General features: G+C 41.5%; 12 protein-coding genes. 7 read left to right on the forward strand and 5 right to left on the reverse strand.

The window, feature by feature from the left end:
• Positions 1-125: 125 nt before the first annotated feature.
• From ACWATR_RS24585 to ACWATR_RS24595, 3 genes are all read right to left on the reverse strand, one after another.
• Positions 126-4,874: a PfaB family protein gene (locus ACWATR_RS24585; protein WP_460338211.1), complete on the reverse strand. Its 4,749-nt coding sequence runs from the start codon at positions 4,872-4,874 to the stop codon at positions 126-128.
• Positions 4,875-5,163: 289 nt separating this feature from the next.
• Complete coding sequence (locus ACWATR_RS24590; RefSeq protein ID WP_460338213.1) at positions 5,164-6,891, reverse strand: SDR family NAD(P)-dependent oxidoreductase; 1,728 nt, start codon at positions 6,889-6,891, stop codon at positions 5,164-5,166.
• 180 nt (positions 6,892-7,071) lie between these two features.
• The gene (locus tag ACWATR_RS24595; RefSeq protein WP_460338215.1) at positions 7,072-12,462 is read right to left on the reverse strand and encodes a beta-ketoacyl synthase N-terminal-like domain-containing protein; all 5,391 of its coding nucleotides are present in this window, start codon (positions 12,460-12,462) and stop codon (positions 7,072-7,074) included.
• 2,022 nt (positions 12,463-14,484) lie between these two features.
• Here ACWATR_RS24595 and ACWATR_RS24600 point away from each other — a divergent pair.
• The 7 genes from ACWATR_RS24600 (at position 14,485) to ACWATR_RS24630 (ending at position 23,212) form a co-directional block, all read left to right on the forward strand.
• Complete coding sequence (locus ACWATR_RS24600; RefSeq protein WP_460338217.1) at positions 14,485-15,693, forward strand: ABC exporter membrane fusion protein; 1,209 nt, start codon at positions 14,485-14,487, stop codon at positions 15,691-15,693.
• A 95-nt stretch (positions 15,694-15,788) separates the two neighbouring features.
• On the forward strand, positions 15,789-16,967 hold the full coding sequence (gene devC / locus ACWATR_RS24605; protein ID WP_181932900.1) for an ABC transporter permease DevC: 1,179 nt from the start codon (positions 15,789-15,791) through the stop codon (positions 16,965-16,967).
• A 142-nt stretch (positions 16,968-17,109) separates the two neighbouring features.
• Complete coding sequence (locus tag ACWATR_RS24610) at positions 17,110-18,114, forward strand: NAD-dependent epimerase/dehydratase family protein (RefSeq protein ID WP_460338219.1); 1,005 nt, start codon at positions 17,110-17,112, stop codon at positions 18,112-18,114.
• A gap of 174 nt (positions 18,115-18,288) precedes the next feature.
• A complete protein-coding gene (locus ACWATR_RS24615) occupies positions 18,289-19,272 on the forward strand; it encodes a glycosyltransferase family 2 protein (RefSeq protein WP_460338221.1) in 984 nt (327 codons plus the stop codon).
• A gap of 78 nt (positions 19,273-19,350) precedes the next feature.
• The gene (locus tag ACWATR_RS24620) at positions 19,351-19,818 is read left to right on the forward strand and encodes a DUF2141 domain-containing protein (RefSeq protein WP_460338223.1); all 468 of its coding nucleotides are present in this window, start codon (positions 19,351-19,353) and stop codon (positions 19,816-19,818) included.
• A gap of 145 nt (positions 19,819-19,963) precedes the next feature.
• The gene (locus ACWATR_RS24625) at positions 19,964-21,223 is read left to right on the forward strand and encodes a glycosyltransferase family 2 protein (protein WP_460338225.1); all 1,260 of its coding nucleotides are present in this window, start codon (positions 19,964-19,966) and stop codon (positions 21,221-21,223) included.
• A gap of 711 nt (positions 21,224-21,934) precedes the next feature.
• Positions 21,935-23,212 carry a glycosyltransferase gene (locus ACWATR_RS24630; RefSeq protein WP_460338227.1) on the forward strand — a complete coding sequence of 426 codons (1,278 nt, stop codon included), beginning with the start codon at positions 21,935-21,937 and terminating at the stop codon, positions 23,210-23,212.
• Between the two features lie 219 nt (positions 23,213-23,431).
• Here the strand turns inward: ACWATR_RS24630 and prmA are convergent, their stop codons facing one another.
• A complete protein-coding gene (gene prmA / locus ACWATR_RS24635; protein ID WP_460338229.1) occupies positions 23,432-24,352 on the reverse strand; it encodes a 50S ribosomal protein L11 methyltransferase in 921 nt (306 codons plus the stop codon).
• A 161-nt stretch (positions 24,353-24,513) separates the two neighbouring features.
• On the reverse strand, positions 24,514-26,094 hold the full coding sequence (gene serA / locus ACWATR_RS24640) for a phosphoglycerate dehydrogenase (RefSeq protein ID WP_069073671.1): 1,581 nt from the start codon (positions 26,092-26,094) through the stop codon (positions 24,514-24,516).
• Between the last annotated feature and the right edge of the window lie 609 nt (positions 26,095-26,703).

Below are 26,703 nucleotides of genomic sequence, written 5' to 3' on the forward strand. Positions count from 1 at the left end.
TTACAATTATTAAAAAAGGGGAATGGGGAGTGGGGAATAGGGAATGGGGAAGAAATATTTTCCTTTTATCAGTTCACCTTTCCCCTTACCCTAGGTTATTGACGGTTGAAGTATGTAGACTTATGTCAGGATTCGTCGTTAAGCAAGTTTTGGGCGCAAGCTAGTTGCAATTGAATGATTTCGCTCATTTGTTGACTGTAATCTTGTCTAGCTTGTAAGAAGGCAGTATGTGCTTTAGTTATCTTTGAATTATTCGCATTGAGCTTTTGATACTGGGTCTTATTTAAATCGAACATGCTGATGATGCTACTAATTTTTTGAGTGATGACAGGTTGTGAATGAAGAAGATTTTGCTGCCCAATTGCGCTTGACTCAGAAGATTGTAATTGTTCTCTCGTTTCAAAAACGTTATCAATGATATTTTTCGGTTTTACTTCTTCTGGCTGAGGCAAGATGTTAGGGGAGTAAGTTTCTTCTTGGGTTATTTGGTTGGAAGTCTTAAGAAAATCTGTGATTTCAGATTGCTGGATGTTAGGTATATCTGGATGCTGTATTTTGAATCGATCGCATTTAATATCCTCAACCAAATCTTTAACAATCTGGCGATTTTCTTCGCTCAAAATTGTAGCAGCAATTGCTTTTCCACCCAAGGTAACTGTTCTCAATGTTGCTTTATTTGAATTAGCAGTTCCTTGAGCTTTGTTGTAAAGTGGTGATAAATCCACGTTCACTTGATGACTGAGTAATTTTGCTAATGCTTTGACCATTGCAGCATGGTCATCCATCCCTCTACGATTAAGAGAGACGGTGATATGTTCTTTGTTGCCAAGAATTTTATCAATCCATCGTGAACAGACATTACCTGCGCCTGCTTCTAAGAATATTTTGACTCCATCGCCGTAGACACGATTAACTAATTGCGGAAAATCAAGTTCTTGGCACAATCCTTTGGCGATGTTGTGAGCGATCGCATCACTATCAAGTACAATCGGTTGATAGTCGGCAGCTGAGTAAAAAACGATACCAGGAAGATTTTGTGATGGTAAGCTGTTTACCTTCTTGATTTCCTCGTACTGCGATCGCATCGCTTCACAATGTATCACATGGTCGAAGGGCGCGGGGAAGGCATTACAACCTAAAGTTGCAATCACTCGCTTACAGGCGGCATCATCACCAGCAATTAATACTTCTTCTGGTGTGTTGATTTGAGTTAAGTAGACGCGATTCTCATGTTTCAGGCATTCTCTAACTTGCGATGGAGTAGCCATGAGAACATAGGTATTCCAAAGATTGTTGTTTGGTGAATCGGTTAATCCCCAATATTCACGTACCGCATTTTTTGGCCCAGATAACTTATCGCCGAATAAAGGTGATGAGTTTAAAGTATTACTTCCACCTTCAAAATCACTCCAAACCCCTTGGGCAACCATCATACTAGTTTCACCCAAGCTATACCCAAATACGGATTGCGGCTTGACTTTAAAATCATCTCGGAAAATTGCTGTCATGTATCTAGCAAAGGCAATTTCACTTTCAAACATTGCCAGTGAATCATCTAACAATTGCTTTTCGAGAGTTTCTAGTTGCCTAGTCGTCAATTTAGGTAAGCTTCTGGGATAAACCAATTTTTCAACATCAGCAGCCCGATTGTAGAGATTGTTACTTTTTAAATCCTCGAAAACTTTCGGAAATAAGCGGAAGACGGTACGACCAATGCCAATATAAGAATTGACTGCTGCGGGGTAAACGTAAGCAACTGCTCCCGTTTTACCCAATGGTTTCGCGGTGAAATAACTTCCTAGTGGCGTTTGCCAATCTGTACCGTTTTCAAAGGCATTATTTATACCTTTGCGGGCAGATTCAATTTCTTTGAGTAAATCTTTTGTGTTACGTCCTGTAATTGATAAGACGTATTTTGGATTAGATTGCTGTTGAAAAGTAGCAAATGTTTCGCTGGCGGTAGCTGCTAAAGAAGAACTCGCTTCTATGGTATGTTGGAGATTGTTGAGAAGATCGGAGATAGTAGTGCGATCGCTAACTGCGATAGGAAACAGATGAAAAGGCATTTGTTGCAAATATCTGTTGTCGCGTTCCTCTTGGCTGGGTTCTTCCGATAAGATTAAATGGGCGTAACTGCCATCTATACCCATGCTATTAATTGCTGCTATTCTGCGTGTGCCGCCTTTATCGACAAACCAAGGTCTTGATTCCATCGCCACATAGAAAGGGCTACCTTCCCATACTTGCGGTGTTTTGACACCAGACCATTTAGGAGTGGCGGGAATATACCTGTAATAAAGACAGAGAGCAGTTTTGATTAAGCTAGCAATTCCCGATGCTGTATAGGTGTGGCCGATATTGGCTTTGACGCTACCTAATGCACAGTGCAAACCATTGCCCACTTTTGGATAAGCTTGCAGTAAACCTGTAATTTCGGCTTCATCCTCTTGGGGAACGCCACTACCGAAGACTTCCACATAGTTAACTTCTGTGGGTTGAATCTCTGCCATCTCGAAGGCTTGTTTGCAGACATCACTGATAGCTGAAGCATCAGGTTTTACCAAAGCATCACTCAAAGTAGAATCACCTTGTGCGAAACTCATAGCATCAATTACTGCATAGATGCGTTCGTTGTCTTCCTTAGCAGCTTCGTAGCGCTTGAGGACAACTGCACCCGCACCTTCGCCAACCGTCCAGCCATTAGCTTGTTGGTCGTAACCCAAGGTATTGACACCCGTATTAATTGGTGCAAATTGGCTGCGGAATAAGACGTTTTCCACACCGCCGGCTAAATCTACCGCACCCACAACCACCGCGTCTACTTCTCCAGTAGCGAGTAGCATTTGGGCAATTTCCAAGGCTTTGAGGGCAGAATTCTCGCCAGCGCTGACGGTGAATGCAGGGCCAGTGAAATTCCACAAAGCAGAAATCCGACTCGCCATGATGTTGGCGATGTGACTTACATATTCGCCGATTTCTACTGGTTGGTGAATGCTATCTTTAACAATGGTTTCCAGTTGCGCCAGTTGTTCAGCAGGTAGAGAAATTCCTTGGTTGAGTAAGCCATCCTTAACTTGCCAAGAGAGATTCCATCTTTGCTGTAGCTGATGCACAGAGAATTCTGTCTCGGCGGCGACTATAACCGCTACATTGCCACCCTCCTGTAGTTTCGCATCTTTGACGGCGCGATCGCTAACCTTCAGAAGCAACAATTGTTGTGGATTTAATTTCTCTATCTCATTCGGTGGGATTTTGCACGATAAAGTATCGATTTCAAAATCTTTAATATATGCCCCTACTGGTGCTTTCCCGTCTGGTAAACCGTACTCTTTCAGAACACTTTCTTGATTTTCTATCCCATGCCATCTTTGAGGCGGTAGAGAAGTAAAATGTTGTGTTCCATCATAAATACTGCGTTCAAAAGCATCTAAACCATTGCAGTTACCAAAAAAGGCATCCATGCCAACAATGGCGACTTTGGTAGGTGGAACAGGTGGAGTTGATTCAACTGATTCTGCTGTATTTCCTTGTTCTAAAATCAGATGAGAATTAGTGCCACCAAAACCAAAAGCGCTAATAGCCGCCCGTTTAATTGGTGCATTATTATTCGGCCATGTTGTAGCTGTTCTAACAATTTTATCGGCAGAAACTGTACCTTTTTCTGATGTTAAAGGTTCAGAAACATTCATGGTTGCTGGAATTACACCATGAGACATACTCAAAATCACTTTAGTCAAGCCAACCATGCCAGCAGCAGTTAACAAGTGACCAGTATTTGCCTTAGCAGAACCTACTAGAGGTGCAGCTTGATGTTGACCAAAGAATGTTTCGATGGAGTTGAATTCGGTTGTATCTCCTAGCAATGTGCCGGTGGCGTGACACTCTAGATAATCGATGCTTTTTGGACTAAATTTCGCCTCATTGTAGGCTCGTTCAAAAGCTAAGGTTTGTCCTTTAGGATTCGGACTTAGTAAATGCTTCCCTTTGCCATCATTCGATAATCCATTACCGCAGATAGTGGCAAGAATATTATCACCATCTCTGACGGCATCAGAATATCTCTTCAGCATCACCATCCCAACACCATCGGCGGGAATTAATCCTCTAGAGGACTTATCTAAAGGACGGCTAATGCCGTTTTCTGCATATCCTTGAACACCGGAAAATAACATCCGCACGAATAGGGAATCTGCACAACTGATGGCTCCAGCTAACATGACATCAGCTTTGTGTGACCATAAGTAATGAGATGCTAGTTTAATCGCATAAAATGATGACGAGCAAGCAGCATCCAGACATAAATTAATCTGGGATAGAGATAGAGCTTGAGCAACGATAGATGCTGGTAAACCAGATATCATTGCATTGTATAAAGACGCTTTGGTTGCACTTGGTACAGCTAAATTAAAGTCTTCATCCTGCAAAAGTTCTCTGACAGCAGGATTAACAGCTTGCTGGTAAATTGGCGAGAATAATTGATTAGATAATTTTGTTGGGAATGACAAATTACCTAAAATTACGCCGCATTTTGCCAGGACATTTTGATTACCCCAATAACCACTTTGTACGATTGCTTGTTTAGCGGCATACAATGACCATTTGAAGGTGTTATCTAAACTAGCAACAAATTCTGATGGTAGATTGTATTCAGATGGATTAAACTGGAAGTTGCGGATGTAACCGCCTTTGAGAGAATAGGTTTTGTCTGGTGTACCTTTAACTGGATTGTGAAAAATTGTCGGATCTACTCCGATTTCTTCGACGGTTGCAGAGGATGTCGAATCTTTTTGATTAACGATGTTTTGCCAGTATTCTTCAGGATTCTTTGCATCGGGGAATAGGCATGATAATGCGATGATGGCTATTTTTTCCACGATTTATATGCTCCGAGTTTGGGTATTTAGCAAGAGATAATTAAAAGGCAGGATTTACGCTGTTCCCCAAACTTTAAACGAGGCAAATTATAACAATCCTAAGATTAAGCTAGCTTTGATAGTTCGTAGTAAAGACTTGATTGCTTAGTACAACATTTCATAAATCCTCTGCGAACCTTTGCGTTTCCCTTTGCGCCCCTTTGCGTTGAAAATTCAACCCTCAATTCGCCACGATATTCAGAAAATAAGCACTAAAGTCCTTACTACAAACTTTGAATTTCACAGATTACTAGCTTCTGAGCATTTTCATTGACCAAATAATGGCATGAGCGCCAAGCATTCGTGAATAGATTTTACCTTGGCGATCGTGTATGATGAAGTTTGCGATCGCACTGCTTGGTGTCTTAGATAGTACTTCACAAGAAACGTAAAATGTTTCGTTATGTGGTATCGCTTCAAACTGTTCAAACTTTTCTACTTTTCCAGGTAAACAACCTTCTTCATGAAAGTGTTGTGTCCAAATCCATAAAGCGTGCATACTCAAGTCAGTGGTGTAAGGATTTACCCATTGGACTGGGAATTGTCCTTGTTGCTGTGCGCTGAGTTCTGGCCAAAGACATTCTGTAGTGATTTTTTCAGGACTAATGTTTAAAACTCTCTTAACTTCTTGAAAACCGGGGCCGTGAAATAATGTCGCCCCACCATTTTGGTAAAATGCTTTTCCTGTAGCGGTGATGATATTATCTTCTTGGAGGTTGAGAGATTCATAAGTTGGTGCAGATGGGATTTCTCGCTGGAGATTGAGTTGAGCGCTAAAATGAAAATGGATTCTGCCTTCTGGGTTTTTACTCGAAATTTTGGCTTTAAGTTCGATTCTTTCAAGATTAACTTTAGAAATTTCTTCTATTTCTAAAATATGTTCCTTCGCTAATGTTTCATTGAAAGTAATCCCCTTCAGAACTTTGAAATCTTGGTAATTAAACAACCGATAACCGGGATATAATTGTTCAGAAGCATTGATAATCCAGGTCATTGCACAAGTTGCTGGTAAAACTGGAGAGCCAGCAATCGTATGATCGTGCAAAAATGGATTAGCCTCTAATGTCATTTGGCGACGGATACGATAAGTTCGTAGTTCTGAATCTAACTCCGCCGCCAGGGGAACTAGTGGGCTACCAATAACAACTTGTGCAGTTGTATGATTGGAATTATCCATTTCTTTAACGAGCATTTGTGCCCCAACTGCAATGGGAATTATTTCAATTTTTCGTTCTTGAAAAATCTTCTTTAATTCTGCTGTCACCATGCCACTATCCCAAGCGCCCCAGTTGATAGCGACGACATGACATGAGGGATAACTTTGCTTAAATATATGGGCTGATTTGTTCAGAATTTCATTTGCGATCGCATAATCAGATTGTCCGGGATTTCCGTAAAAGCCTGTTACTGAAGAAAACAAAACTAAATGCTGAAGTTGACTAGGGTTGACGCAAGCCAGTAGATTTTCTAAACCCTGAACTTTGGCAGTGTAAACTTTTTCAAAATCCTCTTCTGTTTTCTTTTCAATTAACTTATCAGCTAAGTTTCCAGCACCGTGGATAATTCCTGTAATTGGCCCAAGACGTTGTACAGCAGTGGCTAGTTTTTCTTGTAAAGCTGGCGTATCTGTGACATCGACGCTGATATATTCTGCTTTAGCTCCGGTTTTTTCAATTGCTGCTAGAGTCTTTTTAATCTCACGGCTGGAGGTAATTTTGTTATATATTTTTTGCACATTCATGGGTGTGGGCTTCTCTCCTTGAGAAAGAAGATTTTCCATGATGCATTTTTTCAATGCGGAGTCATCAGAGTTTTGAGCATAATCTGGCTCAGTATCTAATAGTTCGGAGCGACCGAGGAGGATGAATTTGCAGGGTTGCTGTTGGGCTAATCTGATAGTACACTCAGCCGTAATCCCTTTTGCACCGCCGCTCACGACAAAGACAGATGATGGACTAAGCTGGGCTGTTTGTGTCATAAATCCTCGTGAATACCTGCATAAATTGGGTTTTTTGATGTGCAACTGATTCTTGAAACCCCCACTTCCATTCCTCTCCCCCACAGGGAGAGAGGCTTTGATTCTTACTCCCCTTCCCTTGTAGGGAAGGGGTTGGGGGTTAGGTTCGAGATCAAGTTGCACACAACATTAATCAACTTTTTAATCAGCGATAATGGTGACTCGTCCTTGTGAGCCGTAGCCAACTTCACTTATATAAAGGTTGGGGTCGTGAAGTTCGGCGATGATGTTTTGTACTGATTGTTTGGCATCAAGTCTGGGGCTTAGGTCGATCGCACGAGTAAATACTTTTGGCCATTCCCATCTCAGAGTTTTCGTCAATCCAAACAAACCAGCGCCGATCGCACCGAAGTTGACTTTATACTCTAAACCGAAGGCTCCATCAAGGTGAGCAACTGTGCAGAAACAACTACGTCCATGCTTTGCAGCTTCGTTGAGGGAAGGTTTCAGATGTTTCGCCATCAAAAATACGTGCTTGATGATCGCCTTTTCTGATTCGTTATAAGAAATACTTCCGGTGTGATTTCCTACAAACATTGGGTGTAGATGGATGAAAGCCCCAATCGCTCCGCAGTGAGATGCGATCGCTTGCAATTGTTGTTGAAGATGTTCTTCACTCAAGTTTGCTAAGGTGACGCGGGTTACTCCTGTGGGTAAGGGCGCTTGTTGGGCGATGAGCGATTGGGGGAAGCTGATAACTACTACTTTCCAGCCTTTCTCGATTAGGGATTCAGCTAATTTATAAGTGGTGAGGGAACCATCATCGGTGATTAAACCGATGTGTCCCTCTGGTAACGTGAAATCCAAATAATCGGGCTGTGCTAGACTTCTGAGTTTGACCGGATGGCGCTGGATAGTATGCTCTAATTCCGGTGGTTGTTGGACAAACTCAGGCTCAGACTTTTTTTTTTCACCTCCAGCCAACTGCTGTAGGTAATCAACTATTTGACCGATGGTGCGAAGATCGCCGAGTTCTTCGATATTTGGTTTGGGTAAGTTGGGGTACATTTCTTGCATCGCCCCTAAGATTTCCACCCGTTTAATCGAGTCAATCCCTAAATCCGCCTCCATGTCCATTTCCAGTTCCAGCATCTCGACTGGATAACCAGTCTTATCGCTGGTGATGGCTAACAGGGTTTCACCTAAGTTTGCAAATTCATCACTTGTAGAAGGAGCAACTTCTGGTTCTGGGGTGAATGCGACAACTACGCTTGGTTCCGGTGCAATGACTACCTCAACTACTGGTGCAGTCTCTACTGCAATCTCGGTTGCTGGTTGCACTTCGTGAACTGCAATTTCTACAGAAACACTTTTGGAAGCGTGGGATTGCAGATACTCTACAACTTGACCGATGGTGCGTTTTTCTGACAGTTCTTCTAAATTGGGCTTGGGTAAGTTGGGGTACATTTCTTGTAGCGCCCCTAAGATTTCTACCCGTTTAATCGAGTCAATCCCTAAATCAGCCTCCATATCCATGTCCATTTCCAGCATTTCGACTGGGTAGCCGGTTTTATCGCTGGTGATGGCTAAGAGGTTTTTATCCAAGTCAACAATATCTATGGTTGCGCCAGATACAGGTGCAGCAGTTGTGGGTGCTGGTTCTGCAACAACTTCCTTGACTGGGGGTGAGCTAATTTTGACTACAACCTCAGCTTGGGGTTCTTCTACTACTGGGATAGGTGGCGCGACTACAGGCTCAACTGTTTCGACAGTGGCGAAGTGGGGAGTAGGAAGTGAGGAGTAGGAAGTTTCAACTACAGGCTCTACAGCAGCCGGGAGAGGTGCTTGGGTAACATTTAAGCCATTTTTAGCTACTGGCTCAGTTACAGGCAAAGGCTGGCTTTCTACTATCTTGGTCGGTGCATCAGTAACAGTTGTTTCTGTGGTGAACGGAGTGAAATTGCTGAGTTTCTCTGTTAGTTGAGTTGCTCCCTCACCTGAGATGATTTGAGAATACTCTTGCTGGATGAGTTGGAAAAAGCTCTTAGTATATTCCAGTTGCTCTTGGAGATATTGCTCATGGATGCGTAGAGTTTCACCTTGTTGGGAGTGAAACTGCATCATGCTACGCTCTAGGCTTTCCATGACAACTAGCTTCATTTTGGCAGTTTCGGCTGTTGATTTACTTTCACTCAACAAGGAATTCTGCTGCTGCATCAGTTGGAAAAACGCTTTAGCGTATTCCATTTGATGGTTGAGATAAGTACCGTGAACTTGTAAATTCTCGGCTTGATTTTCCTGGAACTGTGTCAGGAGATATTCTAAACTTGCTAAAAGTTGTTCGTAATTTGTAAGTTTTTCTGGTGTTGGTTGCATCTTAGATTCCTGGGCTGGTTGTGAAAGGGTCACAGGATTCATCTGTTGCTCTGGCTGGGTGATGATACTAGCAGTCACACCGTTCATTGCTGGGGTAAGTTTTTTATGTCCGTTAGTCTCTATCACTGCTAAAGGTGGAGTCACACCTGGGCTAGTAAACAAAGGAGCCGCAGTTTCAGAATATTCAGGGGTGGGTAATGTAACTTTGTGTCCATCCTGCAAAGCTAGAGCGAAGGCATTTTTCGTTTTTTCGGATCTGTAGTTGATGCCGTTTAAACGCACATTTAATGTCTTCTTCGTCTCAATTGGGGGGATAGTTTGGGGAAGTTGGTAAGGATCGAGGTTATTCAAAGCCAAACCAATTACCCGTAACTGCACAACTGCTTCTCGCAAGGAGCGATCGCTATTCTTTTGAGTGCTGGGGTTCAAAGATACGGTGATATGAGGGCGATCGCCAAGAATCTCTTTCACCAAGTTGCTGAGAATTCTCCGAGGCCCAAATTCCACAAAGCAAGTACCACCCGCCGCATAGATATTTTCAATTTCCTGCTTAAACAGCACTGAATTAGAAAGGTGCGTTTCCAGAATCTTTTGAATACCTTGGGCTTCCTTGGGATACTGCTTACTGGTAACGTTGCTGTAAACAGGGATTTTGGGACTTTGGAATTTGACTGACTTGGTAGCGATCGCAAAGGATTTTTGAGCAAAGGCAATTAACGGTGTATGGAACGCTGCTGATACAGGTAGCAATACAGCTGTATATCCTTTCTCGTGTAAAGCGTCTTTGATTCTCGCTATTTCTGCGGTAGGCCCAGCCAAGACAAATTGAGTTGGAGAATTTTGATTAGCGATCGCAACTTGCGGAAAATGTCTCAACACTGCTTCCACTTTGCTGATGTCTTCTTTGACAGCCAACATACTACCAGCATCATGATCCGGATCTTCGGGTGCAGCCATTGCTTGACCCCTAGCTTTCACCAGAAACAGGTAATCTTCAGTACTCAAAACCCCCGCAGCCCATAGCGCGGTTAATTCACCAAAGCTATGACCGGCAACAAAATCTGACTTAAATCCAGCTTGTTGCAGTATGCTATACATCCCTGCACTCAACACCCCGATAGCTGGTTGAGCGTATTCTGTGCGTTGTAAGGCAGCAATTTGGACATTCTTTTCAGCCTCTCCAAACACAGGATGAGGGAAAACAATTTCTGACAACGGCTGCAAATTATCTTTGAGCAACAGGCTATCCATATAGCCATGAAGACGGCGCATCAAAGGAAAATTCATCACCAGTTCGCGTCCCATCTCCAGGTATTGCGAACCTTGACCAGAAAATAGAGAGACAACTTTTCCACCCAACTCCATACCAGAGGAACGGTAATAAATCCCTTGGGGATGTTCCCAAGATGCGGCTGTTCCTTTGAGTTTCAGCCAGTCAATGCTAGTTTGCAAGAACTTGCAAGCTTCTTCGAGATTCTCAGCTACAAACCCAAATCTGGGAGCAGAGAGGGGAATTTGTGGCGATTTGCACTCATTGACTAATTGTGCATAATGTGAATTACCTGATGGCGATCGCAGCTTCCCTAAAATCTCTTCCGATTTGCTCAACAGTTGCTCTACTGTGGGAGCAAACAACAACACTTCACTAGCACCACTGTGTAAGCGGTAAGCGGCGTTTTGGTCGGCTTCGTATTCTTCCAAAACAACGTGATAGTTAGTACCGCCAAATCCAAAGGAACTGACACCTGCGCGTCTGGGTGCTTCCCCTTCTGGACGAATCCAAGGTCTAGTTTCGGTATTCAAATAAAAGGATGAATTTTTAATGTTGAGTTTGGGGTTCGGCTCGGTGATGTTAATTGTGGGCGGTAATACTTTGTGATGTAAAGCCAAAGCAGTTTTAATCAAACTCGCCGCACCCGCAGCCGCTTTTGTGTGTCCAATTTGTGATTTCACACTACCCAAAGCGATATGCTGCTTTTTGTCATCATGCACATCAAAAAAGTCTTTTAAAGAACCGAATTCTGTCGGATCTCCAGCCATTGTACCAGTGCCATGTGCTTCCATCAACCCAACAGTAGCGGGAGAAAAACCGGCATCTTCATAAGCGCGTTCTAAGGCTTTAACTTGACCTTCTTTGCGCGGAGCATAAATGCTCTTGTAACGTCCATCGCTGGAAGTACCAATACCTTTAATTACGGCATAGATTTTATCGTTGTCCCGTTCAGCATCTTCTAACCGTTTGAGGACAATCATCCCGATACCTTCACCCAACATCATCCCATCAGATTTAGCATCAAAAGGCTTGACATTTTCACTGGGAGAAACCGCCGGTGTTTTGCTAAACGAGATGTAAGCCATGATGGTGTTATCGGTATCAACGCCACCAGTCAGCATCATGTCAGAACGATGTTCAACTAGTTCGCTGATTGCCATTTTCAAAGCACCAAAGGAACTAGCGCAAGCGGCATCAACTACACAATTCATCCCGCCAAAATTGAGGCGATTGGCAATTCGTCCAGCGACTACGTTCGCTAACATTCCAGGGAAAGCGTTCTCATCCCATTTCACATAAGCGCTTTTGATTTTATCAACGATTTTTTTAGTATCTTCGTCAGATAAACCACTGCTTTTAAGTGCTTTTTCCCAAATCGGATATTCCAATCTGGCAGAAAGTGGCATTCCTAATTGCTTGGCCATCGCCACACCTAAGATGACACCAACCATTTCGCGGTTAAACTCACGTTTTTCGCCATAGCCAGCATCTTCCATCGCCTCTTTCGCAACCACTAAACTTAATAGTTGCGATACATCTGTGACTTCCAAAATGCTAGGTGGTATACCGAATTCCATTGGGTTAAAATCTACCTCTGGAAGAAACCCGCCTCTTTTACAATAGGTTTTATCTTCAGTGGTTCTAGGATTTGGATCGTAATAATCTTCGACGCTCCAGTGAGTGGAAGGAACATCAGTAATACAGTCAATTTTATTTACTATATTTTGCCAGTATTCCCGCAAATTTCTAGCTTGAGGTAATAGAGAAGCCATTCCAACAATGGCGATAGGATTGTGTTGTAATTGTCTGTTAATTTTGTTGATTGACACTGATTTATCCGATTTCATTTTTTTTCCCTCGATAGACTTAATCACAGCCTGTTCACAATTATTTATCAGGCTCTCTAACTCCGTTAAGGCAGTATCAATTGAATAAGCAGACATAGGGCATAGTTAGTACTGTGAATTGTGTAGCTACAGTAATTTCTGTTGCCTACTAAATAATGAAAAACTCTCGTTTTGTAAGCAGTTAGCTATCTTATCTTTGCTAAATGCTTGTTTCCAAATCGACAACACACGACACATACTGCCAGGGGAGAACCTGATGTTTCCAGGCGGCTTTGGCACACTGCGTAGGCGTAGCCCGTCGTAGACATCGCACAAAAATGTTATCCAACGCTAGACTCTTGAAATTGTGGCAATAGGTCAAAGACGTTGTTAAAACTGGTAAAATAGTCTTGGAGTGTAATAGCTGCTTGACCAGTGAATTTAATCCATTTGTAATGGTAAAGATTTTGAGTAATGGTATCCCAATACGGTTCGGATAAGCACAATAAACTTTCCTTGTGGTCTGGGAAAAGGTTAAAGGGTAAGGGGTAAAGGATGTATTTAAAACCTTTCCCCTTTCCCCTTTCCCCTTTAACCGAACCGTATTGAATGGTATCCTACTGGAGTGATGGGAACTGAGGAGTAGCTAAGAGAACAGAAACGTTTTTTCACCCAAAAGCATTTGATTATCTAGGCTAACCACAGCAACATAGCTGTTGTGAATGACAACGTTCTGTATCTTGTTCAATGTCATAGCCAGTTTCAACGTCCGGGATAATATATTTTATGCTATTTAAACCAGGAAAGTTGACAAGCTTGTTACACAAAAGACACCACCTTTAATCCGAATTTATGTAACTTGAACAAGTAATGAAATGGTCACAAGGTAATGACAAAGCAGTTATCTTTAGTTATTTTTAATTTAAAAATCTCAATTGAATAACTAGTTTGTCTAACCACTTTAAAGCATTGAATTAATAAAAACACTAGCATACTTTACAGAAACTAAATCATTTCTTTAAAGTTATTTTATAAACAAACATCCACAATTACTGATGTTAATTTGAATAAAATTAAGCAAAAAAGTATAATTTATGACTCTATAAATGTATGAGATATTTTTTATCTACGCGTTAGCCATAAGTTTGTGCTGAATTAAGTTAACAATGAAAATCTGTTGTCTAGTAAGTCACAATTGAATGAATACATAGATAAATTAAATATCTATAAGTATGTTTTCTCAGAGAAACATCATAATTTAGTCAAAGTTTTTGGTTATTTTTCAATATAAGTCAAGTTAAAAAGCAAAGCGGTTATTTATAAAGCAAATATTAATTTTTAGTATGTTACTTGATAAACATAATCGTGATTGCATCAGTTAAAAGGACGGTTAGAAAGCTAGGGCGAATGGAATTTGCGGCTACTATACAAGAATGCTAAGAGGATGTTTTAAACCCACGGAGGTGGGTAAAGTCTCGTGTAGATGCGGTTTCTAACCGCCCTTTTAACGTCCGTTAACTCACCAAAGGTATCACTTCATGCATTGAATTAGTAGAATCGAAAGCAATAATAATGTCTTATAGTACACAACCTTGCTAATAATAATCTGTTAGTAATATCAAATCTGCTTAATAACTAACTATCTGTTGGTATTCAATTGCTAGACAAAGGATTAGTGACAAGTAACTTTTGCAGCATCTAATCTGACTGTGATGAAATAATTTAGTGAGAGAATCAGGATTTATGCAAAGTTTTTTGGTTGACAATATTCACTTTTTACGCCATACTTAATGACAAGTTTATCCCAATTCTGAGTTCATTTTTATTAGCGCTTCGTTGTTCTTGAGAGTTAAGTTTTCTGGTTGGCGCTATTGTATTTTACGCTACTGGATTAGATATCAAATTAGGATATAACTTAGGAAGCTTTGAAGTAACACCACCATTAATTTTCACGCCACAATAGTAAATTTGGGCGGTAGAAGCGTACAACAATTCATATAAAACCAATTTAGAACCATCCACATTATTAAGTAGAAACCCTAGAGGAAAAATCCTCGTGGTAATTTGCGGATGAGTCTATATCTAATCGACTAAATATAACCAGGCTATCTCCTAAAAAAGCAGAATTGGAATGAAAATATGGCAGCAAATAAAGAAAGCCGATTATTCACAAAACCCGTAGGTAGATCGCAAGTAATTTTGGCAGCTTCTCTGACTCTAGCTGCTGGATTAATCGCTTTTTATAGTTTGGTACCGTTTTGGTCTAAACCTAAAGTTGAGACACCACCAGCGAATCCTCCAAAAGCTGCTACGCCTGTGAAAGTTGCTGTGACAGCCTTGGGACGTTTAGAACCAGAAGGTGAAGTAACTTCTTTGACTGCTCCCGCTTCTAGTAACGGGGTGCGTGTAGACAGACTATTGGTGAAAGAAGGAGATGCAGTTAAAACTGGGCAAATACTGGCGTATCTAGAAAATTATGGTCGTTCTAGAACAGCTTTACAACAAGCTTTAGACCAACTGCAAGTTGCCAAAGCTAAACTAGCGCAGGTTAAATCTGGAGCTAAAACTGGAGATATCGATGCTCAAAAAGCCGCGATCGCACGTTTAGAGCCACAATATAAAGGGGATGTTGCTACCCAAGAGGCGACAATTGCCCGCATCCAGGCGGAAGTAGATAATGCTCAAGCTGAGAACGATCGCTATCAGCAATTATATAAACAAGGTGCGATCGCGGCTTCTGTAGCAGATAGCAAAGCTTTGCAACTAAAAACTACCCAACAGCAGTTAGCAGAAGCTCAAGCCACCCTCAAGCGAACTCAAGACACATTCCAAGAACAACTCAAGCAAGCACAAGCACAACTCACCAGTATTAGCGAAGTGCGTAGTGTAGATGTTCAAGTCGCACAAACCGAAGTCAACAGTGCAACAACATCTGTTCAACAAGCAAAAGCCGACTTGGATTTAAGTTATATAAAATCTCCCATAAATGGCAAAATTTTGAAAATTCACGCCAAAACTGGAGAAGTAATCAACACCAACACCGGATTTGCTGAAATCGGTAAAACATCTCAAATGTATGTGATTGCAGAGGTGTATCAAACCGATGTTCAAAAAGTGCGTGTAGGACAAAAAGCCACCATTAACAGCACTGCATTTAATGGAACATTAAAAGGAACTGTCAAAGAAATTGGTTGGCAAGTTGACAAACAAAGCATCTTCAGTCTCAACCCTGGTTCAGATACAGACCGTCGAATAATTGAAGTAAAAATCTCCATCGATAATCCCGCAGATAGTGAGCGGGTGGCTCGTTTAACCAACTTACAGGTAGATGTCGCCATTCAGATTTAGTAATTGGTCATTAGGCATTGAACATTAGTCATTTGCAAATGACAAATGACAAATGGCAAATGACAAATAACAAATGACAAATGACAAATAAATCCATGATTTTCAAAATTCCTTTAGCATGGCTACAGCTAGCCCAGCAAAAAGTTCGTTTACTAGTAGCTGTAGCCGGAATTGGTTTTATTGTGCTGCTAATGTTTGTGCAACTTGGTTTTCAAGATGCCCTCTATTCCAGTGCAACCGCAGTGCATCAAAATCTCAAGGGAGATTTATTTTTAGTTAGTTCGCAATATAAATCTTTGACCTCAAATCAAAGTTTTTCGCGGACTCGTTTGTATCAATCTCTGGGGTTTAATGGCGTAGAGTCAGTTAGCCCCATGTATTTGCAATTTGCCAAACTAAAAAATCCGGCAACTGGTGAGAAATATTCAATATACGTTATTGGTTTCGATCCAGGTAGACCTGTGATGAATATTCCAGAAGTTGAGAAAAATTTAGATAAACTCAAAACTCCCGATGTCATGCTTTTTGACCGGGGTTCTCGCCCAGAATTTGGCCCAATAGCTGAAAAATTTAATGCGGGAGAGACTGCACAGACAATTGAAATATTTCCCTTCAATTCATTAATTGGTTATCGGGTGAGAATCGGTGGATTATTCACATTAGGCCCTTCCTTTGGTGTAGATGGAAATTTACTTGTTAGTGACTCCACTTTCTTGAGGATAAATCCCAATACTCGTCCGGCAGATATGATAGATGTCGGTTTGATTTCCCTCAAACCTGGTACTAATGCAGAAACAGTACTAAAAAATTTACAAGCAAGTTTGCCTAATGATGTCCAAGTTTTTACCCGCCAAGGCTTCATTGATTTTGAGAAACAATACTGGGCTGTCAGAACACCCATTGGTTTTATTCTTAACTTGATGTTGACAATGGCTGCGGTTGTTGGGGTGGTTATTGTTTATCAAATTCTTTACAGCAATATTGCTACACAGTTCGTTGCTTACGCCACCTTAAAAGCCATCGGTTATGCCAATAGCTATTTATTAAATGTGGTATTTCAACAAGCGTTGATTTTAGCAATCTTAGGTTATATCCCAGGATTTATTACTTCTGTTTTGTTATATAGCTTTGCAGCAGAAGCAACCAAACTACCAATAATGATGACCACTAATAATGCGGTTATTGTCTTAACTTCCACAGTTTTAATGTGCATAACATCAGGAGCGCTTGCGATCAACAAACTCCGTTCCGCAGATCCGGGAGATATTTTCTAACCAAAACAACTTGTTAAAGATAAGCAAGTTCGTAGTAAGGACTTTAGTCCTTATTTTTTAAGCACTAAAGTGCTTACTACAAACTATCAAACTAGCACTTTTCTTTTAATCAAAAATCCAAAATTGGTATAACCCTTACTATATGAACCTCAGCAACAAAACTCTCCTAATTACTGGGATTAATGAATTTGTCGGTTTGCGTACAGCCGAGTTAGCCATAGCCCAAGGGATGAAGGTTCGGGGACTACAAAGTTCTACAGAACAGAACAAACAATTACAGAATTTAGGTGTAGAGATAATTATTGGTAGTATTACCGATTCTACTATTGCTCAAAAGGCTTGTCAGGGAGTAGATATCGTTTTACATACAGAGCAAATTGCCGAAGAAGCTGGTGCAATTAAGCATTTTCGTGATATCAATGTTGGCGGTACTGTCAACATGGCTAAAGCCGCTAAACAGGCTGGAGTCAAAACATTTGTGCATCTATCCAGTGTGATGGTTTACGGTTTCAACTATCCTGATGGTGTTACAGAATCCGGGCCACTTTCTGGCGAAAATAATCCCTACTGTCAAACAAAAATAGAAGCTGAAACAGCAGTATTAGAACTGAATCATCCTCCAGATTTGGGTATTATTGTTATTCGAGCCGGTGATGTTTACGGCCCAGGAAGTATCCCCTGGATAGTCAGACCAATTCTGATGATGCGCCAAAAGTTATTTGCCTGTGCCAATGATGCTAAAGGAGTTATCAATCACGTATATATAGATAATCTGATTGATGGCATCTTTCTCGCGATAGAAAAAGAAACCTACGGTGAAATATTTAATATCACCGATGGACAAGAAACTGCGTGGAAAGAGTATTTTATGCGTTTAGCAGCAATGGAAGATTTACAAGCACCCCTTTCATTATCGAAAGATGAAATCAAGTTGTTTCTAAAGCTACGCGTTCAAGGACAAAAACTTTTTCGGAAAAAAGTTGATATCTTACCAGAGTCTATAGATTTTATGACTCGTCCCTACGCTTGTTCTATTGTCAAAGCACAAAACCTGTTAAATTATAAACCAGCAATCGACCTCGAAGAAGGAATGCAGCGAACACATGAATGGCTGCAAAAAACAGATATTCAAAGCTTGATTAAATAATCCCCAGATTTTTTAGAATCATTGCAAGGAGTTAGGAGAGACGCGATTAATCGCGTCTGTACAAGAGTTAAATTCTCTGAAGTCTAACTTCTGAATTCTGACGTTGCATCTGCCTAACAATTATCTGCAATTAAGCATAAAATAATCCACAGATTTTCCGAATACTTGTTTTCTATGAGTAGTAATCAGCCACGATTAAGCATCGGATTACCTGTATACAATGGTGAAAAATTTATCAAAGCAGCCATAGATTCACTCTTGGCTCAGACCTTTGAAGATTTTGAACTAATTATTTCAGATAATGCATCTACAGATAAAACTGAGGAAATTTGTAGAGCTTACGCCGAACAAGACAAACGTATCTGTTACTACCGTAATGACAGGAATATAGGTTGCGCTCGTAACTTTAATCGCGTCTTTAAATTGTCTTCGGGTGAGTATTTTAAATGGGCAGCCTATGATGATCTACATTCTCCAGATTTTATCAAGAAGTGTGTTGAGGTGCTTGACCAAGATCCTAGCATAATCTTATGTCACTCCCAGGCATATTTCATTGATGAACAGGGGAACTATCTCCAAAATTACAATATCAAACTCAAGGCAGATGCACTAAAACCACAGGAGCGTTTTCACGAATTGCTGATCAAACATTTATGTTATCAATGTTATGGAGTAATTCGCGCCAGTGCCCTGAGAATGATACCACCTATGGGTGGTTATGGTAATGCAGATGGAATTCTCTTGTTAAGGCTTGGTCTTCTCGGTCGGTTTTATGAAATCCCTGAATACCTGTTTTTTCCCAGAAGCCATCCACAACAATCAATGAGTATGTTCTTTCCCAATTACTTGCTGTTTGCTGATAAGAATGACCAATCATTATTGAGTACCATGCCTGATTATTATGCATATTCAGTGTGGTTTGATTCAGCAAAGAAAGGACAAATTTTATTACCACATTGGAGAATAATCTGGGAGTATATACTTTCCATTTGGCTTAGTCCCCTGAGTTTGGATGAGCGGCTGTGTTGTCATAGAAGTCTACATCAGCAGTTAAAAGGGACAGAATATCTTTTGCTGAAGGATTTGCTAATAGCACTGCAAAGATTATGGAAAGGTTCGCAACCTCTATCAATGCAAAAACAGCAAGTCACACTTTAAACAAATCAGTTCAGAAATAAAAGCTGCGATCGCCAGCTTTTTCTCAGTTCAAAATCACCTATTATTTACTACAAAATTATGCTGAAACTATCTCAACTATCTCATGTTTTGCTTGCTACTTTAGTGAGCCTCAGCTTTGCTAAAACAGTGAATGCAGAGCCAACAACAACACTAAGTGTGGTTGTAAATGGAATACGTCACCAAAAAGGTGAGGTTTGTTTCAGAGTTTACGCAAGTGAAAAAGGATTTCCGATGAGTAGTACTAGTGAAGCTCAAAGTGGCTGCGCTAAGATTACTGGCAATTCTGTAACAAAAGAATTTTCCGGTTTGAAGCCTGGAACTTATGCTGTCGCCGTAGTTGATGATCAAAATGGCGATCGCAAACTCAATAAAGACTTTTTCGGTATTCCCACAGAAGGTTTTGGTATTTCCAAAAATCCAACTGTGTCCATACAAACAGGTACACCAAAGTTTCGTGATGCCAGTTTTGTTGTAGACAAAAATACAACTGTCAATATCATCATGAAATATTCACTGGATTCGTAAAGGGGACTGGGGGCTGGGGACTGGGAACTGGGAACTGGGAACTGGCTTTCTAGAAAATATTTGTGATTCCCAATCCCTAATCCCCATTCCCCATTCCCTAATCCCCAATCCCCAATCCCTCATTCTGTCGGAGACTAAAAAATTAATGGAAGATTTGGCGATATTTCTGTCTAAGTCTTTGACAGGTTGGTTGTTTATTCAGGTGTGTTTCACGCTTGTCTTTATATGGTATCTGCGCTCATCTCAAAAAAACTTATTACCAGATGATCAGTTACCCAAAACCGCAGTGATTCTTTGCCTACGCGGAGCCGATCCGTTTTTGCCTAGATGTTTGCGATCGCTCCTAAATCAAAACTATCCACAGTATGATTTAAAATTAATCGTTGATAGTCACGAAGATCCCGCTTGGAAAATTGCCAGTGAAACCATCACAGAGCAAGAAGCGACTAATGTTCAAATTAGCTCTTTGAGAATAGTACGCAACAATTGTAGTCTCAAATGTAGCTCTTTAATCCAAGCTGTCCGTGAGTTGGATGATTCTTACAAGGTGGTTGCCTTAGTAGATGCTGATACTATAGTCCATGTGAATTGGCTCAGAGAATTAGTCAGTCCTTTAAGGGATGCGAAAGTAGGGGCGACAACAGGTAATCGTTGGTATGTACCTACAGGTAGGTATTGGGGATCTTTAGTGCGCTACGCCGGCAATGTATCCACAGTAGTGCAAATGTTTATCTTCCAAATCCCTTGGGGTGGAACTTTGGCTGTGAAAACAGAAGTTCTTCGCCAAACAGAACTGCTTGATAAGTGGGGACAAGCTTTAGGCGAAGATTTTATGATGCACGACATCCTCAAAAAACAGGGGTTGCAAATAAAGTTTGTGCCTTCGCTGTTGACGGTAAATCGTGAAGAGACTGATTTATTCAACTTAATAGATTATCTCAAACGCCTCATTCTTTATTCTCGACTCTATCACCCACGTTGGTTAGCTTTAGTTAGTGAAGCTGTTTCTAGCATTTTGTTTCCGACTACAGTTATCATCTTAGTTCTAGAGTCTTTGTTACAGGCAAAATGGGAAGCTGCGGGTCTGTTGTTAGGCTGCTATGGAGTCTACACTGTCGGATTACTCTTGATCATGCTCGTGTTGGAATTAGAGGTACAGCGAGTGATTCGCTCTAATGACCAGGCGATCGCAAAATTATCAGTTGCTACAATCATCAAAATGTTGATTGCGATTCCCTTGACGCAGTGGGTTTATGGGTTAGCGATGCTATCATCCCTGTGGACATCAACAGTCACCTGGCGCGGTGTCAGCTATCGGGTTCAAGGGCCCTGGAATGTCCGGCTAATTGAATATCGCCCTTATCAATGGTTAGATCAGCCGATTGATAGCAAGGTTTCTCTTTGAATTAAATCGCTAAAATATGAACAATTCGTACTTCGTAATCAAGCTCTCTACGAGACGCTACGCGTAGCTTGCTCCTTTGCAGGAGTACGTGAACTAGCTACCACTATGCTAACGTAATTATGTTTTATAGGAATCCGCTTTGATTTCTGAACGAATTTGCGTAGACAGGCAATAGGCAATAGGCAATCTTGCTACAGGAAAGAAGGCTTCTTAGTTGTACTGAGTTTTTTCAGAAATCAAATATGAGTCCTATATATAAACGGAGGTATCAACCCGTATTCAATTACGAATTACGAATTACGAATTACGAATTATGATGAACTAGGGTATGAAAGTTATTACACTAAACATTCCCTAGTATTCAAATTATATTATCTTATATTTAGTAGAACTATATTAGCTATAACCCTTGTCAGAATACACGCTTTCTCTTATTGATTAGCAAAATGTATTTGCATTAATGGCAAGGGTTTAGACAAATATATGAAGGGGAATTTTGACTTAGTAATTTGGATGTTTTGATAGTTTCAATCCAGGTTTATAAACATCCACTTCAAAATCGACAATTTCGGCTATTTGACAATGCGTAAATCCTTAGTCTAACTGTATTAGTGGGAATTCCTGAACCAAATCATCAGGATGTTCATGAAACATAAGCTGCGTAAATCCTAAATTCAAAACCAGCATTTTCGTGAAATATTCCCTTTTTTTATGACTAAGCAAAAACTTCGCATTGCACTATTTACAGGGTTGTACGCTCCTTTCTTGACTGGAGTTTCCGTCGCAGTTCACCAACGGGTTCGTTGGTTGCTAGAGCAAGGACATGAGGTTTTTTTAATCCATCCACAAATCAACGATCGCTACCCCAAAAATGTTGGTGATCGCCCTATGCCAGGTTTAGAGGAAATCCAATCTTTCCCTAATTTCTCTGCTTACGCATTCCCTACAGAACCACTAGTATTCTATAAGTCTCTTCCTCAACCATTGAGCTATCGTCATTGGAGTGATACCAAGTTGCTGGAGAAATTCAAACCCGACATTATCGTGGTTGAAGAAGCAGCCCAAATGAGAGGTTTATACTCATTTTTCTTGCAAGGTTATGGTCGCCCTATCGGCACTCAATACGCAAAACGAACAGGCACGCCAATAATATCACTCTTTCATACTGATATTGTTGCATATATCAAATATTACTTTGGGGATAAATTCTTTAACTTGGTTCGTCCCATCGTTCCTGTTTTAGTCAAGCAATTTAGTGAGTCTTATGACTTCAATTACTTTTCTTCTAAAGAACAACTCACTAAATACGAAGAACTGAAATGCCAACGCGCTGAATACGTCGCTTATCAAGGCATCGATTGCGAAAAATTCCATCCCCGAAACATTTGTTACAACCCAATTCCTAATGATCACCGCCCGACTCTTTTGTTTGTCGGACGGATCACACCCGAAAAGAATGTCAACCAACTGCTTGATATATTTCCAGTCATAGCTGCCAAAATTCCTGATGTCCATCTGGTGATTGTTGGTAGTGGCCCGCTAGATGAAGAGATCCGGGAGCGTGCCAAAAAGTTTGGATCGGGTGTTACTGTATGGGGCGAGTCCCACGGTACAGAACTTTTAGGTTGGTTTGCTAGAGCGGATGTTTTTGTCAATCCTTCCGTGACCGAGAACTTCTGCACTACAAATAACGAAGCACTAGCATCTGGAACCCCTCTAGTTGCCGTTGTTGCACCGTCAACCTCGGAACAAGTATCTCCTGGTCGTAACGGCTTTCTTGCCCAACCCAACAACCCCACAGACTTCGCCCAAAAGGTGATTGCGATTCTAGAAAATCCCGACTTAAAAGCAGATATGACTCGGCACGCTCGCCCTTCTATACTCGAATTTGATTGGTCGGCATGTATGCAAAAATTTGAAGAAAAACTCTACCAAATCGTTGAAGGATCACAGAAGGTGGAAGTAGGTACTGGCAGTATAAGACGATAAAGATAACAAATAGCGATCGCCAGTATCTATGTAGCGATCGCTATTTGTTAAAGGTAGCCAATAGGCAACAGTGTACTAGTAGTTCGCCAAGTGAACTTGGCGGGGTAAAGGGTAAAGGGTAAGGGGGAAAGGTTTCAAATCCCTTACCCCTTACCCCTTCCCCTTTACCCAGCCATCACGCAGCATTTTTGGGTTGCCAGACTACTAGTATCCATTGGGTTAAGAACGACGTACATTTAAGCAACACCATTCTTTTCGTTTCCACAGAGTAGCGACGACCCAACCATTTTGTTCTAAGGCGTCAGCAACAGCTTTAGATTGTTCTAGTAAAATACCACTGAAGATCGCCCAAGTTTCAGGTTTTGCGATCGCACTCATTTCTGGAATTAATTCAATAATTACATGAGCCAAAATATTGCAAACGATACCATCAACTGGTTTCTCAATTAGTTTTGCTAAAACGTCTACACTTCCCAGTGCTGGTAGTAAACGTTCTGGGCTAATGTCGTTCAGCGCACCATTGCTGATAGTTGATTGCACCGCCAAAGGGTCATTATCTACTGCATAGACTTTCTCTGCTCCCAGTAGCAGCGCCCCAATGGAAAGGATACCTGAACCACAGCCAATATCCGCAATTACTAGATGTTCATGTTTGCCACCAGTACCCACAAAGGACTGAGGAACTTCACTGAGCCGCATTTCCAGGGATTCTAAACATAGCTGAGTGGTGGCATGGTTGCCAGTACCAAATGCTACACCAGGATCGAGACGAATTACTAACCGTTCGGTTGTTTCTGGTAATGGTAGCCACGCGGGGTTAATTAGGAAGCGATCGCCTATTTCCTGTGGATGCCAATATTGTTTCCAGCTAGTCGCCCAATCTTCCTCATCAATTAATTGCCATTGTAGGGAAGGAGATGAAACTCCTACACAGAGGGCATCTTGACGCAGCCACAATGATAGCGCCGCCAAATCTAGTAGCTGTGTTTGAATTGTCGGCAAATAAGCCCTTACTAAAGATGAATCTCCTTTATTTTCACTAGCTGTACCACGACAGCCAAAATCTTCCAGTCGCCAAAAGATCGATTCTTCTAGGTCTGGCTCACATAAAATATTTAATTCCCACCAGGTGTTTGCCATCTTTAGAGTGCTGAGTGGTGAGTGCTGAGTGCTGAGTTTGAGGGAGTTAGGAGTTAGGAGTTAGGAGTTTTTAACTTTTAATTCCTCACGATTCACTCCTGCACAGACGCGATTAATCGCGTCTCTACTTCACTCAGCACTCGTTACTCAGCACTCAGCACTCATAGTGTTACTGTATACGCGTCCCGAATACCAGGGACTTTAATAATCTCATCCAAAATGCCCTCTGGTAAAGGGTCATCTATACTCAGAGCCATGACGGCATCGCCACGGACGATTTTACGACCAACTTGCATACTGGCAATATTCACATTAAAACTGCCGAGTAGGGAACCAAGTTTGCCGATAATCCCCGGCATATCGCGGTGTAGGGTAAACAACATATATTTGCTGGGTGGGACGTTAATTGGGAAACCATCAACGTCAGTGAGGTGGATTTCCCGCTCACCCAACAAAGCGCCTGTGACAGAATGAGTACCTAAAGTACCCGTGGCTTCTAGATGCAGTGTGCCGGCATAGTCTCGAATGGAAGCATCGCGGGTTTCAATTACCCGAATTCCGCGTTCTTTGGCTTCTATGCTGGCATTTACGTAATTTACCCGTTCCCGCAAAGCTTGGTAAAGTAGTCCTTTGAGGGCAGCTACAATCAAAGGCTGACTTTTGTTGGTAGCGAGTTCCCCTTGTAGTCGAATATTGAGTACTTCCACCCGTCCGCCGGCTAGCTGTCCTACTAGATTGCCTAGAGTTTCTGCTAGTTGCATATAGGGCTTGAGTTCTTCCAACACATCGGGGCCGAGTCCGGGAATGTTTACGGCTGAACGTGCTGGTAGTCCTAAAAGAACATCGCGAATTTGTTCGGCAACATCAATGGCCACATTCACTTGAGCTTCCGTGGTAGAGGCTCCCAAGTGTGGGGTGAGGATAACTTCCTTTCCTAGCGATCGCAATTCAGATTCACCCAGTGGTTCTGACTCGAACACATCCAAGGCTGCACCACCGATTTTACCCGCTTTTATAGCTGCTGCTAAAGCTACTTCATCAATGATCCCGCCACGAGCGCAGTTAATAATCCGGGCTGTGGGTTTCATTTTTGCCAGAGTTGTGGCATTGATTAAGTGGGTAGTTTCTGGGGTTTTCGGGATGTGGAGGGTGATATAGTCTGCTTGCTGGAAGAGTAAATCTAGTTCCACCAACTGACAGCCAATTTGTTCGGCTCGTTCTGTAGAAATAAAAGGGTCATAAGCTAGGAGTTTCATCCCCATTGTCTTAGCTACAGCCGCAACATGGGAACCAATTTTACCCAAACCGACAACGCCGAGAGTTTTTTTGTAGACTTCCGCACCAACAAAACTATTGCGATCCCACGCACCGCGTTTTACCGAAGCGTTAGCATCGGGGATGTGGCGAGACAAAGCCAAAATCATCGCTAGCGCGTGTTCGGCCGCAGCAATTGTATTTCCCTCTGGAGAATTGACTACCACAATTCCCCGACGTGTGGCAGCGGGAACATCCACATTATCCACACCCACACCAGCACGACCGATGATTTTTAGCTGAGTGCCGGCATCAATGATTTCTTGAGTGACGCGCGTACCAGAGCGAATCATCAGCGCGTCATACTCACCAATAATTGCGATCAGTTCTGCTGGTTTTAGACCTAGTTTGACATCAACGGTAGCAACTTGCGAAAGAATGTCAATTCCAGCTTGGTCAATCGAATCAGAGACAAGAACCTTAGACATGATTACTTCATTTAAAGCTACAGGTTTTGCTGCACAAGACTTTTTAGTTTAGTCTTTATCTGTCGCAATTCAGCAAAAATTATTCGTTTGAATATCAACTTAACCTTTACTTACACTACGTGCTGGTAGTATCGAAGCGTGAGTGTGCTCCCGCTGGGTACTGCCTCCTAAGTACTTGAAGATGAGTGGCTGTTTGTACCACCCTGTGGCTAAATATAAAGCATGGATAGCACTAAGCACTTATATATTTATTAATAGTTAAGAGTTACCAAAATTTTATCAGCTTAAGCAGCTTCCTTGACGGGATAGAAACGCTTGTATTCTTGACTGGGCTGGAACTTTAGCTGAGGCAATGCTATCCACAATCAGGAAACGAGCTAGTAACTATTATATCTGTCGAATCTTGTCTGTTTATCAATACCACAAGTGGTATCCCTTAGTCAAAGCAAAACATTTCATCATCAAGATAATCGGATTGTGACAGTTAGAATTTAGGCAGCAAATAAATTTTCTGGCTCATGATTCCGGCAGATTTAAGATTGTCTAGTAGTTAAAAGCTAGCAATTAGTGTCAGTAGAGTACTTAATATACAGTAGTAAACTAGTAATT

This window comes from Nostoc sp. UIC 10890 (assembly GCF_054786515.1).

Bases quoted from the DNA above. Each gene is read 5' to 3' on its own strand.
- ACWATR_RS24590 (WP_460338213.1), bottom strand. From the start codon at position 6,891: ATGACACAAACAGCCCAGCTTAGTCCATCATCTGTCTTTGTCGTGAGC.
- ACWATR_RS24595 (WP_460338215.1), bottom strand. From the start codon at position 12,462: ATGTCTGCTTATTCAATTGATACTGCCTTAACGGAGTTAGAGAGCCTG.
- ACWATR_RS24600 (WP_460338217.1), top strand. From the start codon at position 14,485: ATGGCAGCAAATAAAGAAAGCCGATTATTCACAAAACCCGTAGGTAGA.
- devC (WP_181932900.1), top strand. From the start codon at position 15,789: ATGATTTTCAAAATTCCTTTAGCATGGCTACAGCTAGCCCAGCAAAAA.
- ACWATR_RS24610 (WP_460338219.1), top strand. From the start codon at position 17,110: ATGAACCTCAGCAACAAAACTCTCCTAATTACTGGGATTAATGAATTT.
- ACWATR_RS24615 (WP_460338221.1), top strand. From the start codon at position 18,289: ATGAGTAGTAATCAGCCACGATTAAGCATCGGATTACCTGTATACAAT.
- ACWATR_RS24620 (WP_460338223.1), top strand. From the start codon at position 19,351: ATGCTGAAACTATCTCAACTATCTCATGTTTTGCTTGCTACTTTAGTG.
- ACWATR_RS24625 (WP_460338225.1), top strand. From the start codon at position 19,964: ATGGAAGATTTGGCGATATTTCTGTCTAAGTCTTTGACAGGTTGGTTG.
- ACWATR_RS24630 (WP_460338227.1), top strand. From the start codon at position 21,935: ATGACTAAGCAAAAACTTCGCATTGCACTATTTACAGGGTTGTACGCT.
- prmA (WP_460338229.1), bottom strand. From the start codon at position 24,352: ATGGCAAACACCTGGTGGGAATTAAATATTTTATGTGAGCCAGACCTA.
- serA (WP_069073671.1), bottom strand. From the start codon at position 26,094: ATGTCTAAGGTTCTTGTCTCTGATTCGATTGACCAAGCTGGAATTGAC.